Annotated in this window: 9 protein-coding genes; 6 read left to right on the top strand and 3 right to left on the bottom strand. The window is 43.8% G+C overall.

All coding sequences use genetic code 11. From position 1 onward, the window contains the following. The first annotated feature begins 2 nt into the window (after positions 1 to 2). A complete protein-coding gene (locus tag QF06_RS14300; RefSeq protein WP_003228753.1) occupies positions 3 to 212 on the top strand; it encodes an MbtH family protein in 210 nt (69 codons plus the stop codon). 44 nt (positions 213 to 256) lie between these two features. Here the strand turns inward: QF06_RS14300 and QF06_RS14295 are convergent, their stop codons facing one another. The 3 genes from QF06_RS14295 to adeR form a co-directional block, all read right to left on the bottom strand. Beyond that, positions 257 to 934, bottom strand: a complete 678-nt coding sequence (locus tag QF06_RS14295; protein ID WP_003228755.1) for a YukJ family protein — start codon at positions 932 to 934, stop codon at positions 257 to 259. A 111-nt stretch (positions 935 to 1,045) separates the two neighbouring features. After that, positions 1,046 to 2,182, bottom strand: a complete 1,137-nt coding sequence (ald, locus tag QF06_RS14290) for an alanine dehydrogenase (RefSeq protein ID WP_029725879.1) — start codon at positions 2,180 to 2,182, stop codon at positions 1,046 to 1,048. A 101-nt stretch (positions 2,183 to 2,283) separates the two neighbouring features. Then, positions 2,284 to 3,552, bottom strand: coding sequence for a sporulation transcriptional activator AdeR (adeR, locus tag QF06_RS14285; RefSeq protein ID WP_003228760.1), 1,269 nt, complete (start codon positions 3,550 to 3,552; stop codon positions 2,284 to 2,286). 520 nt (positions 3,553 to 4,072) lie between these two features. Between adeR and QF06_RS14280 the strand changes: the two genes are divergently transcribed. The 5 genes from QF06_RS14280 to esaA all read left to right on the top strand — a co-directional run bounded on the left by QF06_RS14280 (position 4,073) and on the right by esaA (position 13,820). After that, positions 4,073 to 4,366 carry a WXG100 family type VII secretion target gene (locus QF06_RS14280; protein ID WP_003220661.1) on the top strand — a complete coding sequence of 98 codons (294 nt, stop codon included), beginning with the start codon at positions 4,073 to 4,075 and terminating at the stop codon, positions 4,364 to 4,366. A 69-nt stretch (positions 4,367 to 4,435) separates the two neighbouring features. After that, positions 4,436 to 4,675, top strand: a complete 240-nt coding sequence (gene yukD, locus QF06_RS14275; RefSeq protein ID WP_003228763.1) for an ESX secretion system protein YukD — start codon at positions 4,436 to 4,438, stop codon at positions 4,673 to 4,675. A gap of 14 nt (positions 4,676 to 4,689) precedes the next feature. Next, complete coding sequence (gene essB / locus QF06_RS14270; protein WP_003228765.1) at positions 4,690 to 6,045, top strand: type VII secretion protein EssB; 1,356 nt, start codon at positions 4,690 to 4,692, stop codon at positions 6,043 to 6,045. A 60-nt stretch (positions 6,046 to 6,105) separates the two neighbouring features. Then, a complete protein-coding gene (essC, locus tag QF06_RS14265; protein WP_041850579.1) occupies positions 6,106 to 10,593 on the top strand; it encodes a type VII secretion protein EssC in 4,488 nt (1,495 codons plus the stop codon). After that, positions 10,590 to 13,820: a type VII secretion protein EsaA gene (gene esaA / locus QF06_RS14260; RefSeq protein ID WP_041850580.1), complete on the top strand. Its 3,231-nt coding sequence runs from the start codon at positions 10,590 to 10,592 to the stop codon at positions 13,818 to 13,820. Before essC ends, esaA begins: the two co-directional genes overlap by 4 nt. Positions 13,821 to 13,826: the final 6 nt, after the last annotated feature.

Below are 13,826 nucleotides of genomic sequence, written 5' to 3'. Positions count from 1 at the left end.
GAGTGGCAAATCCTTTTGAAAATGCGGATGGCACGTATTTGGTGCTGATCAATGAAGAAGGCCAATATTCCCTATGGCCCGGTTTTATAGATGTGCCGAGCGGCTGGACAGTCGTTCATGAGCAAAAAGGGCGTGAAGCTTGTTTGGACTATATCCAATCGCATTGGAGCGATATGAGGCCAAACAGCCTAAAGACTGTTGAAAATGTGTAATCGTATCAAAAAGAGACTGCTCGCCGCAGTCTCTTTTTCTAATCTTACGCAGACGTTTGGGTATGATCACAATCTCTGACCGGGTTTCCGTTTTCATCGGTACACCAAGATTGGGATAAAAACGCTAAAAACACAGCGGCCCACTGATCTGCAAACTGAATCAGAATACCCCCGTCATGCCAAGAGCCGTTGTCTTTTTTCCAGCGCGTATCCATTGCATTCCCTTGATTCATATGGATATTGTGCATTCCGTTAGTCGGGGTAAAGCCGAATATTTTATCTGCAGCCTGTTCAGGGCCGAATTTTGAACCGAATATATAAACCGGCGCTTTCTCATCTTGTGCTTTCTTCATATAGGTTTCAATAAAATCATTTAAATCATTATCAGGTCCTGTGATTTCATGAGGCAAAGGCTTCATTTCCCGCGGGTCAAACAAATTGCCCCGCACATAATCCAGTGCCACTTCACGGTTTGCTTCATTGATCCTTGTATATCCATACGGCATGTTCGGAAGGATGGTAATTGAGCCCGAATCAAACTGATCGTCAGCCAAATACAATACTTCAGATTCCTCAGAACTGGACATCACATTGATGGCGCACCTGTAATACGTATTCTCTTCACCGAGCATTTTGACTTGGAAATGAGGACTGTCATCATCTGTTTCCCGCTTCATGTCTAAGACTATGCCTTTTAACACGCCATATTGCTGAACAGCCATATGAATCCTCCTTTATGATCAACTTCATAGTCATAATTCGTGAAATGGTCTCTTTTTTCCTTTTAAAAAATAAAAAAGCCTGCAGAAATCTTTCTGCAAGCTCATTGTGAATTAAGCACCCGCCACAGATGATTCATCCTGTAAAGCTTTTTCGGCAGGAACATACTCATAGCCTAGATCTCTTGCTACAGCTTCATAGGTCACGTGTCCGTTTGCGGTGTTTAAACCCGCTCTCAGTGCCGCATTGTCTGTGAGCGCTTTTACTGCCCCTTTGTTCGCGATTTGCAGCGCGTATGGAACAGTAACGTTAGTCAGGGCGATTGTTGATGTACGAGGGACAGCACCCGGCATGTTCGCTACAGCATAATGCACAACCCCGTGCTTTTCATATGTTGGCTGATCATGTGTTGTGATATGGTCGACAGTTTCGACGATGCCGCCTTGGTCGATCGCTACATCAACAATGACTGAACCGGGTTTCATTTGTTTTACCATTTCCTCAGTGACAAGAGTCGGAGCTTTAGCACCCGGAATTAATACCGCGCAAATGAGGAGATCCGCTTCCGCCACAGCATCAGCAATATTGACCGGATTAGAAATTAACGTTTTAATCTGATGGCCGAAGATGTCATCAAGCTGGCGCAAGCGGTCTGCGTTTAAGTCAATGATCGTCACATCTGCACCGAGTCCGACAGCCATTTTGGCCGCGTTTGTGCCGACAACGCCTCCTCCGATAATTGTTACTTTTCCGCGGGAAACGCCAGGCACCCCGGCAAGCAGAATGCCTTTTCCGCCTTTAGGCTTTTCTAAGAATTGAGCGCCGATTTGCGCCGCCATTCTGCCCGCAACCTCTGACATAGGTGTCAGAAGAGGCAATGTCCGGCCTTCACTGACCGTTTCATATGCGATGGCAGTTACTCCTTTATCCTTCAAGGCCTGTGCAAGCTCAGGCTCAGCTGCTAAATGAAGGTACGTAAACAGCACAAGTCCTTTGCGGAAATAAACATATTCTTCCGGCAGCGGTTCTTTTACCTTCATGACCATTTCGGCGTCCCAGACCTGTTTCGGATCAGCAATGATTTCCGCTCCTGCTGACTCATAGGCTTCATTTTCAAATCCGCTTCCAAGGCCCGCGCCTGTTTCAACCAGCACCCGGTGGCCGTTTGAAATGAGCTGAGAAACGCCCCCGGGTGTTAATGCGACACGGTTTTCATTGTTTTTTATCTCTTTAGGAACCCCTATGATCATATCTGTCTCCTCCTGTATCTGTGATATTTTTAGTGTAGCTTGATATTTTGGAAAATTCTTTGTTTGATTAAGAAAATAAAAAAACATGGATTTGTGAAATTTCACAAATCCATGTGCCGAAGTTTGATATCTAAATAGATGGTGAATTTTTGATTCACATTTTTCAAATCAATTTCAGCGATCTGGCTGATCCGCTTGAGTCGGTAATTCAACGTATTAACGTGTATATTTAACAGCTTGGAAGCGGTATTCACGTTGCTGTCCGCTTCAATAAAGCGCTCTAGCGTCTCTACCAGATTTGACTGGTGATCCCGGTCATATTGTTCCAGTTTGGAAAGCGAGTAATTATAATGGCCCGCCTGTTTCCGTTTTTCATTTAAGACATCTAAGTATTGATAAATGCCTAACTCAGAAAAGCTGAAAAGATGTTTGGTCTCTTCAGCGAACCGTTCCTTCGTTTTTAAGACGGACAATGCTTCCTGATAGGAGCGGGAGACAAAAGAAATAGAGTTGTATATTCCGCCAAAAGCGATAGAAACGTCTTCTATTTTATACCGCTCCTTCAGCTGTTTTTGCGTACTTAAAGCAAACTGTTTTAAATCTTGAAAAGGATGATCTGTTTTGGGTGAGGTTAATATAATAAGTTCATTGGAATCTACGGTCGCCAGCAGCACGTAAACCTGCTGGGTCGTTTCCTGTAAATATTGCAGCTGCTGTTCGATTTTTTCAGTCAGCTCGCCATTTATGCGGATGATCATAACGGAAAACTCTGAAGGAGCGGCCATTCCAAGCTTATGGAACCCATCCGCCATATCATCCTCCTGATGGATGTGTCCGGTCAGCATTTTCCAGAAAAATTCTTGGCTGCGTTCTTCATTTTTCGTTTTTCTGATTTGAAGTTTGAGAAGCTTGTTTTTCACTGCTTTTGCTGCCATTTGCAATGTCAGCAGATCTTCATCGGACAATGTTTTTTGGATCTCAAGCGCCCATATGAAGCCAAGTACTTGCTTGTTTTTCCAAATCGAAATAGCGACGCGATTGCTCAGCCCGACTTCATCAATTTGCTTGACTCTGATCGGCTGGTCCGTTTTTAAGAGAGCTGGAATTGTCCCATCTTTCCACAACTTGTTAATCACCTTTTCCGGTACCCTTCTGCCAATAATGGTAGACGTCCGGGCAGGGTCTGTGCAGTCGCTGTGTGTACTGTAGGCAAGCAGCTTGTGGTTAACATCCTCTATGGTGATCGGGCACCGCAGAACGTCGCTGATATGATCAGCCACATCTTCAAGTCTGTCAAAACTATATTTAAACGGATCATTCGGCATGGTCATAAATCTCCCTACTTTTCGTGCTTGATTTCTCTTTGACATCTCATCCCCTTCCTTTTATTATGATTGTTGTTGTTTGTGAAAATCAACAACAAAGAACAGAAGCAAAAAAACAATTTCATGAGAGAAACGTTCTATATACATTTGGCGGTGTAATCGCCTTTTTGCAGGACAGTGTATGCCTCATATAATACGACAGCTTATCCTATTAATCTTCTAAGAAAGTCATCGGAGGCAAGACTAATTAAGGAAAGAAAAAACTGAACCTTTCAGAAATGGTGCTGTAGCATCAAATTTTCTGAAAGGTTTTTTTTGGGAGTTGGGGAGTTATTTGGGTCTTTTGGATTATTCGGAGAATGAAGAGAAGATTAAGAAAATAAACCTATTTACTTTACAGTATATGTCATTTTTAAGTGATTCGGGGTAAACCATTGGACTCATTTTGTAAAATTAAAACATATTTGTTTGACTATGCCGAAAAACTGTTTTTATAATAATGACGTTCTAAAAATAAGTGAATTAGCCCATATTTAGGCTGATGGCACAGGAGGTAATGAGGAATATGGCAGGATTAATTCGTGTCACACCCGAAGAGCTAAGAGCGATGGCGAAGCAATACGGCGTTGAAAGCCAAGAAGTATTAAATCAGGTTGATCGTTTAAACCGAATGATCTCTGATTTGAAAAGCATGTGGGAAGGTGCTTCAAGCGAAGCGTTCGCAGATCAATACGAGCAGCTCAAACCTTCATTTATCAAAATGTCAGATTTGCTTCAAGATGTGAATCAGCAGCTTGATCAAACAGCAAATACACTTGAGTCTACTGACCAAGACATCGCAAATCAAATCCGCGGATAACAGTATGAAAGGGAAGGAGCGCCTGATTCAAAAGAAGACGGCGCTCTTTCTATGTAAGGGTGATCCTAAATGTATATTGATATTACAATAGATTTGAAACATTATAACGGCAGTGTCTTTGATCTCAGATTGTCAGATTACCACCCGGTGAAAAAAGTAATTGATATTGCTTGGCAGGCCCAAAGCGTATCTATGCCTCCGCGCGAAGGGCACTGGATCAGAGTGGTGAACAAGGATAAGGTGTTTTCCGGAGAATGCAAGCTGTCTGATTGCGGCATTACAAACGGAGACCGGCTTGAAATATTATGAAAGGATCTGGTTGAATGTCAGGTGAACAAAAATCATATTTAGAAAACCAATTAGAAGCTGTTGCCGAGAAAACAGATGCCGGCTATACATTTACCTTTCAACGGGAAAAAATAAAGCTTCTCGACGGTCTTGAAGCTAACGTGATCAAAGATATAAATCCATTTTTTCATAAAGAAATCGATGTGACGGATGATGAAGTAATCATCACAATCCAACCTCCCTCCTCCTATAAAGCATTCCGCTTCATGAAAGCTAAGGATAAAAAAAGTAAATGGCAGTTTGCCTATCAGCTTGTTCAAGCCGTACAGCAGCACAATCTGTCGAGGCTGAATTTGATTGTCGCTCCTGAAAACATTGTATTCGATAAAGGGCTTACGCCTTATTTTCTCCATTATGGAGTAAAAGAAAGCATTCCTCCTTACGAGCGTGATGAGGAAAGAGTATGGCAGGAGCTGAAAGCGGCAGCGGCTTTGGCAGTTGACGGCGCTTTTGCGTTTGAAGACTACCTGAAATTCAATGAAACGCTGACGTTCTCCGCAGAGGCAAAGGCGATATTAGATGCTGAATCCTATGATGATTTGCTCGAGCTGATTCAAACCCATATTGATGAGCTCGAAGCCAAAGCAAAAACATACATACATATCCCGAGAAAGAAGTGGAACATCCAGCGATATATCGGCCTGGGGCTCATTGTTTTGCTTGTACCGGCACTTATTTATTCGATGTACGCCTTATTTTTCGCGCAGCCAAAGCACCAGGCGATAGTGGACAGCAACCGTGCGTTCTTAAACAAGCAGTACAGTGAAGTCATCAGCACACTGTCCAAGTACGATGCGGAAAGCCTGCCTGAATCGGTGCAGTATCAGCTGGCGACGTCCTATGTTGAGGTCGAAAACCTGGGGAGTGCAAAAACCAAAAATATAGAAAATAATTTAGTCACCCTTCAATCAGACCCTCAGCATTTCTTATATTGGATTGATTATGGTCGAGGAGAATACAAAGAAGCGATCAGTATCGGCCGTAAGCTTGAATACAATGATTATATTTACTTTGCCCTAGCTAAATATAAACAGCAGCTTTTATCTGAGGATACAAATGATGAAGACATACAAAAAGAACTTGACTCAGTAAATAGTGAGCTTGAAAAAGCCCAAAAAGAACGTCAAGAAAATAAACAGTCTAATTCTGAAACATCGTTAGTCGATACAAGCGAAGAACAGACACAAACAGACGAAGAAAAACAAGCAGAAGAGAAAGCGGCAGAAGAAAAAGCCGCAGCCGAGGAAAAAGCGAAAAAAGAAGAACAGAAGAAAAAAGAAGACGAGAAAAAAGAAACAGAAAAGAAAGATGAGAAAAAAGATGACAAATAACGTGAGACATGAAGCGCAGGTCATCGCATGCTGCCATTCGGCCGTAAGGGGGTTCGCCATTTGAGTCTATTATGGGTTTTTTACCAAAATAACGTTCAAAAATTAAATCTGTCTAACCTCCCGTCGTCTCATCCGGTGACCATAGGGCCTGATGTGAAGGATTCTGTTACGATCAGCACCATTCCATTTAATAGCGGCGTGGTTTCTCTTAAAAGAAAGGAATCCGGCGGCCAATACGAAGTTTTCCTGGGAAATGATTGTCTCGGCACAATTGAGACGGATATATCATTTACTCTCCAAACGGATCAGCAGGATATACGCTTGATATTGACGGGCAGTGAACCTGAGAAATCCGTTTATTTTACGGGAAATCGGGATGAAATTGTATGTTCCTCAGAAAAAACGAATGCAGATATTTATCTGAATCCGCAAGATTTTGCATTTGCAGAACAAAGCACGTTTTCTTTGCTTCGTGCAGGCGGCAGCTGGTCGGTCCGCCCTGAAAGCGGAACGATCTTCTTGAACGGAGAGAAAATCAACGCCAATACGCCGCTCAAGCCGGGGGATGAAATATTCTGGAACTTCACGCAAATGAGGGTGACGGAACAAGACCTTTTAGAAATTGTTCATTATGCCCAGTTTGAAACAGCGTTAACAGAAACGGTCAAACCGAGTACAGAGATGCAGAAAAAATATCCGCAGTACAGAAGAACGCCGCGGATGGTATACGATCTGCCGGATGACCGCGTTTCTTTCAGTTTTCCCTCTCAGGAGAGCGATCAAACCAACAGAGGGCTGTGGCTCGTCATCCTGCCTCCGCTTGTGATGCTGATCGTGATGGGCGTAGTTGCCATCATCCAGCCGCGCGGCATATTTATACTCGTTTCTTTGGCGATGTTTATGATGACTCTCATTACCTCGACAGTGCAATATTTCCGGGATAAAAACCAGCGGAAAAAACGCGAGGAAAAACGGGAGCGTGTATATAAGCTTTACTTAGACAATAAGCGGAAAGAGCTTCAGGCACTTGCTGAAAAGCAAAAGCAGGTTCTTGAATTTCACTTTCCTTCATTTGAACAAATGAAATACTTAACAAGTGAAATCAGTGACCGGATCTGGGAAAAATCACTTGAAAGCAAGGATTATCTCCAGCTGCGGCTTGGGACGGGAACAGTTCCGTCAAGCTATGAAATCAATATGAGCGGCGGAGACTTGGCGAATCGTGATATCGATGACCTCATGGAGAAATCGCAGCACATGCAGCGCGTCTATAAAGATATCCGCAATGCGCCGGTGACGGTCGATTTGGCAGAAGGTCCGATGGGGCTTGTCGGTAAATCGCAAATTGTGAAAAATGAGATTCACCAGCTGATCGGACAGCTGTCGTTCTTTAACAGCTATCACGATTTGCGTTTTGTATTTATTTTTCATGAAGAAGAGTATAAAGACTGGGAGTGGATGAAGTGGCTTCCGCAATTTCAAATGCCCCATATTTATGCAAAAGGATTTATTTATAATGAGCAAACCCGAGATCAGCTTCTGTCTTCACTTTACGAATTGATCAGAGAGCGTGATCTCGAAGATGACAAAGAAAAACTGCAGTTCAAACCGCATTTTGTATTTGTCATCACGAATCAGCAGCTGATCTCTGAGCATGTCATTCTCGAATATTTAGAAGGACAGCATGAGCATCTGGGCATCTCGACAATTGTCGCTGCGGAAACAAAGGAAAGCTTGTCGGAAAACATTACGACTCTTGTCCGCTACATTAATGAGCATGAAGGCGACATTTTAATACAAAAGAAAAAAGCGGTAAGAATTCCGTTCCGTCTCGATCATCATCAGCGTGAGGACAACGAACGGTTTTCACGCACACTGCGGACGCTGAACCACCAGGTCGGCATTACGAATTCCATTCCGGAAACGGTATCGTTCCTGGAGCTTTTTCATGCGAAGGAAGTAAAAGAAATCGGCATTCAGCAAAGATGGCTGACAAGTGAATCGTCGAAGTCGCTGTCAGTGCCGATCGGCTATAAAGGGAAAGATGACATTGTGTATCTGAACCTTCACGAAAAAGCACACGGTCCGCACGGCTTGCTTGCGGGGACAACGGGATCAGGGAAAAGTGAATTTCTCCAGACCTACATCTTGTCACTTGCAGTGCATTTTCATCCGCATGAAGCGGCTTTCTTACTAATTGACTATAAAGGCGGAGGAATGGCGCAGCCGTTCCGCAACATTCCCCACCTCCTCGGCACGATCACAAATATTGAAGGAAGCAAAAACTTCAGTATGCGTGCGCTTGCTTCCATTAAAAGCGAGCTGAAAAAAAGGCAGCGCCTGTTTGACCAGTATCAAGTCAATCACATCAATGACTATACAAAGCTGTACAAGCAAGGGAAAGCAGAAGTGGCGATGCCTCACTTGTTCTTAATCTCTGATGAGTTTGCCGAGCTGAAAAGCGAGGAGCCTGATTTTATCAGGGAGCTTGTCAGTGCCGCGCGTATCGGACGAAGCCTCGGCGTTCATTTGATTTTGGCGACACAGAAGCCAGGCGGCATCATCGACGACCAGATCTGGAGTAACTCGCGCTTTAAAGTAGCGCTCAAGGTCCAGGATGCCACCGACAGTAAAGAAATTTTGAAAAACAGCGATGCCGCAAACATTACCGTAACAGGCCGCGGCTATTTGCAGGTCGGAAACAATGAAGTGTATGAGCTGTTCCAATCTGCATGGAGCGGGGCGCCTTACTTAGAGGAAGTCTACGGTACTGAGGATGAAATCGCGATTGTCACAGATACGGGTCTGATCCCGCTTTCTGAGGTTGATACCGAAGATAACGCGAAAAAAGACGTTCAAACCGAAATCGAAGCTGTAGTTGACGAAATTGAACGCATCCAAGATGAAATGGGAATCGAGAAGCTGCCAAGCCCTTGGCTGCCGCCGCTTGCGGAACGTATTCCGCGCACTCTTTTCCCTTCAAACGAAAAAGACCATTTCCACTTTGCGTATGTCGATGAACCTGATCTGCAAAGACAGGCGCCAATTGCTTATAAGATGATGGAAGATGGAAATATCGGCATCTTCGGCTCTTCGGGCTACGGAAAATCGATTGCAGCCGCAACGTTCCTGATGAGTTTTGCGGACGTATACACACCTGAAGAGCTTCATGTCTATATCTTTGATTTCGGAAACGGAACGCTGCTGCCATTAGCGAAGCTCCCGCATACCGCGGATTACTTCCTGATGGACCAGTCAAGAAAAATTGAAAAGTTCATGATTCGCATCAAAGAAGAAATTGACCGCCGTAAACGTTTGTTCCGGGAAAAAGAAATCAGCCACATCAAAATGTACAATGCGCTGAGCGAAGAAGAGCTTCCGTTCATTTTTATCACCATTGACAACTTTGACATTGTCAAGGATGAGATGCATGAGCTTGAATCGGAATTTGTCCAGCTTTCCAGAGACGGACAAAGCTTGGGTATCTACTTTATGCTGACAGCAACGCGGGTGAATGCTGTCCGCCAGTCATTGTTAAATAACTTGAAAACAAAGGTTGTCCATTATCTCATGGATCAATCAGAAGGATATTCCATTTACGGCCGTCCGAAATTCAATCTTGAGCCGATTCCGGGACGCGTCATCATTCAAAAGGAAGAGCTTTATTTCGCGCAAATGTTCCTGCCTGTTGACGCCGATGATGATATCGGCATGTTCAACGAGCTGAAATCAGACGTACAGAAACTTCAAGGGCGATTTGCTTCAATGGAGCAGCCGGCACCGATTCCGATGCTGCCTGAGAGCTTGTCTACGAGAGAATTGTCTCTCCGCTTCAAGCTGGAACGCAAGCCTTTATCTGTACCGATCGGACTTCATGAAGAAACAGTCAGCCCAGTCTATTTTGATTTGGGCAAGCATAAGCACTGCCTGATTTTAGGCCAGACTCAGCGCGGGAAAACAAACGTCCTAAAAGTCATGCTCGAACATCTGATTGATGATGAAACCGAAATGATCGGCCTGTTTGACTCGATTGATCGCGGCTTATCTCATTATGCGAAGGAATCAGATGTTTCATATTTGGAAACGAAAGAAGATATTGAGCAGTGGATTGAAACAGCAGAAGACATTTTCAAAACAAGAGAAGCCATGTATGTAGAAGCCGTCCGCCAAGGAGACGCGCAAAATCTTCGATTCTCACAAGTGGTGCTGATGATTGACGGGATAACGAGATTCCAGCAGACGATTGATACGAGAATACAAGACCGTCTCGCTAACTTCATGAAATCATACGCTCATCTTGGCTTCAGTTTTATCCCGGGTGGTAACCACAGCGAATTCTCAAAAGGCTATGACTCCTTGACGACTGAGATGAAGCAAATCCGCCACGCGATTCTGCTGATGAAAAAGTCTGAGCAAAATGTCATTCCTCTCCCGTACCAAAGACAGGAGCCGGAGATTCAGCCGGGCTTCGGATATGTTGTGGAAAACGGGAAGGAGCAAAAAGTTCAAATTCCTTTATGTTCTGCTGAAAGGGAGAGTGCTAGATGACAGAACAACGAAAAAGCTTGATCAAGTTAATATCCGCCGTCATCATCATTTTGCTGCTGCCGGTGTTGTTTTTCCGATTTATCGGAGACGACCCAACGAAAAAAGCAGTCAATTCCACCCGGCAAATCGCGGTGGTGAATGAAGACACAGGCGTATTGAGTGATGAGGTAAAGTCTGATGAAGAGGACAAATCCGCCCAGTTCGGCAAGGAAGTAGCGGCCGTTCTGGGTGAACGTCCTGATTACTCGTGGACGGTCGTAAACCGAAGCGCGGCCGAGACCGGTCTCGCTTCAAAGAAATACGATGCGATTGTCTACATTCCCTCAGACTTCTCAAAAAACATTTTGAGCTATGACAAAGACCATCCTCAAAAAGCAACGCTCGAATTCAGCATTCAAGATAACCTGAATGCGGTTAACAAAGAAAAAGTTCAGCGGGAGCTTGAGGATGCCCAAAAGACAATGAACAAAAAAATGTCGGCCTTATACTGGAACTTTGTTTCGCAAAAAGTGGACAACATCAGAGGAGAATTTGACAAGATCGTCAATAAAGAATCTGAATTCCAGAATGTCATGTACAACTTTTACAAACCAAGCTCTAATGATTTAGCAGGTGAAATCAAACAGCAAAAAGACTTAATCGATGAGCTGAAGAAATCAATGAATGAAGCGCAAGGCACGACAAAAGAAAAAGCTTCTACGGCGGAGGAAGCCAAAAACACGCTGAAAGAATTCATTGATACAGTTGAAAGGTACAAAGAATATCAAGAGAATCAGAAAAAGCTGCTTTTGGCAGCCCAGGATTCAACACAGCAGCAAATCCGGACAGGTCTGGATTCCATCCAGGCACAGCAAAAGGCGAATCAGTTCAGCGAACGCATGAGCGGATTGGCAACCGGGATCGGCCAAGCGAAGACACAGTTTAATCTGACAAGTCTAGCCTTGGAGAACACCGAGAAAACAAGGGAAGGTCAAGTTCCACTTCAGGAAATGGGCATGAAAAAAATTGAAAATGACATGTTCAAAACTTTTCTGGCACGATATAAAAATCAATATGAAGCAGTTAAAAACGAAAATTTAAATCAATTGCAATACAATATTGCGCAGCTGCGTCCTACTTTACAACCCGATAACACACAGGATGAGTCTAATGTAGACAATTCAGATGAAACAGATGATCGGGATAAGGAGAAAGAAGTCACAACTGAAGATATAGAGCTGGATTTAGAACAGCAACGTGACGAACTTAAAGATGTTGCAGTTGAAATCAAAGACATCTCTGAAGGATTAAAAGAGCCTGAACACGTAGACCCAACAACGCCGGGAGGCGAAGAACCAACAAATGGTGAAAATCCTAGTGCTGAGAATCCAACAACTGACGACCAGCCCGAAAACGGAGAAAATGGATCATCAGATGAAAGTCAAGATAGTGGCTCTTCAGATAATGGGTCCCAAGATGATGATCAAACCAATGAAAAAACAGACCAAAATCAGCAAGTTCCTTCAGTGGAAACTAATGATCAAGGTGCAAATGCGGAAACCACATCAGCATCTAAAACTGCTCTCCGTCTGATTCAACTCGCTGATGAAAACGACAGTTCAAATGAAAATGATGGATCACACGATGCTGATGATGAAAATGAAACAGATATTTCAAAAGCCAAGAAACGTCTGAATGAAGCTGCCGAAAAAATCCAGAATATTGAGAAGCAACTTCAAGAGAAAGAACAGGATCATAACACTAAGCTTGACAAACGTATTAAAGAGCTAAATGAGGAAATTAAAGAACTAGAGGGTACAGTTAAAGATTTAAATAACCAAATTAAAAACTTGTCAAGGAAGTTGAATGATCTCAATAGGGAACTTGATGCCTCTTATAGTCTGATATATAAAATGGAAGAAAGGATAATACAAACCTTACTGAATAAAGGGGATTCAGGCCGAGGAGAAAAATTAAAGCCTTTCTTTGCAAGCAAAATCAGTACAGAGAATATTTCTAATTTAATGAGATACTACAATTATTTATATTTGTACGAGGCAGCGCTTAATGACTCCCTCGATATCGGTTCTATGTCTATCTTAAGCGGAGAAGTCATCCAAGAACAAGATAGCAACGTCAAATCAGTCCTAGCCATCAAGCCGGAAGAATCAGCCAGCTGGGAAGCTCTCAAAAACAACACGATGCAAACAGATGAGGATATTAACAGCTTCATCGACGGCATGACCAAATTTGCGGACGACTACAGCGGCTTTATCCGTGACTCTCAAGCAGGTGTTCTCGACGAACTGACGAAAATCTCTGAAAGTGCCGCAAAAGCGTCAGAACAGCTTGTAACGGGCGCAACACAGGAATCTGCGACGTTCAGCAACGATGGGCTGTCTGGCACCATGGCACTGAGTGTCCAAGATACGGTCGGCCAGGAAGTGCTGCAAATGTCAGACATGATGGGTTCATTGTCTGATCGCCAGTCAGGCATCATTGATTACACAACCAACATGCAGCAAAGCGTCAATGATGTTCAAGCGAAAGCCGACACCTTAAACAACAACTGGGGGAAAAATGTAGCCTCCACGAAACTCGTGCGAAATGACGTATACGGCATACTCGGAAATACATTAGTAGACGGGCAAAACAATGGCTATGTATATGATTACTTAGCGAATCCGCTTAAAATCAGCGGAGAGGTTCCGGAAGAAAAAATTCAGACGGTACCTCCGGTTGTCATCCTTGTCATTGTGTTGATCAGCAGTCTGTTAATCGGCTATTTCAGCTCGTATTACCAAAACGCACCGCTTCTCGTCAAAGGAGCGTTATTCGGAATTCTGAATATCCTTGTCGGACTTATGATCAGCTTGTTCGGCTTGAATATTTATTCATTGCCGGACGATCAGACGATTAAGTGGTCGGTGTTTACGATTCTATTGCTGGTCGCAAGCTCTGCCTTCATCCGGACGGCATTCAGATTCGGATCAATCCCTGGCTGGGTTGCTTCAGCGGCAATGATTCTATTCTATGTCGCACCGCTTATTGATTTGATCATGCCGAACTTTACATTTGAAGATCCGGTTTCGAAAGTATATATCGACATCCAGTACGGTACTGGGCACTTGTTTACAATGGGAATAACAGTTCTGCTGATCATTACGGTGATTGCCGCGGCTCTGCCGCTGATTATCCGGCTGATGGCTGAACACACAGCAGAAAGCGATGAAACGTATGAAGCGTGATCGCAG

This window comes from Bacillus sp. YP1, from assembly GCF_000877815.1.
In the GTDB taxonomy this organism is placed as follows: Bacteria; Bacillota; Bacilli; order Bacillales; family Bacillaceae; genus Bacillus; species Bacillus subtilis.
This window is presented reverse-complemented; position numbering and strand designations above follow the sequence as displayed.

Bases quoted from the DNA above. Each gene is read 5' to 3' on its own strand.
- yukD (WP_003228763.1), top strand. From the start codon at position 4,436: ATGTATATTGATATTACAATAGATTTGAAACATTATAACGGCAGTGTC.
- esaA (WP_041850580.1), top strand. From the start codon at position 10,590: ATGACAGAACAACGAAAAAGCTTGATCAAGTTAATATCCGCCGTCATC.
- QF06_RS14295 (WP_003228755.1), bottom strand. From the start codon at position 934: ATGGCTGTTCAGCAATATGGCGTGTTAAAAGGCATAGTCTTAGACATG.
- QF06_RS14280 (WP_003220661.1), top strand. From the start codon at position 4,073: ATGGCAGGATTAATTCGTGTCACACCCGAAGAGCTAAGAGCGATGGCG.
- essB (WP_003228765.1), top strand. From the start codon at position 4,690: ATGTCAGGTGAACAAAAATCATATTTAGAAAACCAATTAGAAGCTGTT.
- ald (WP_029725879.1), bottom strand. From the start codon at position 2,182: ATGATCATAGGGGTTCCTAAAGAGATAAAAAACAATGAAAACCGTGTC.
- adeR (WP_003228760.1), bottom strand. From the start codon at position 3,552: ATGTCAAAGAGAAATCAAGCACGAAAAGTAGGGAGATTTATGACCATG.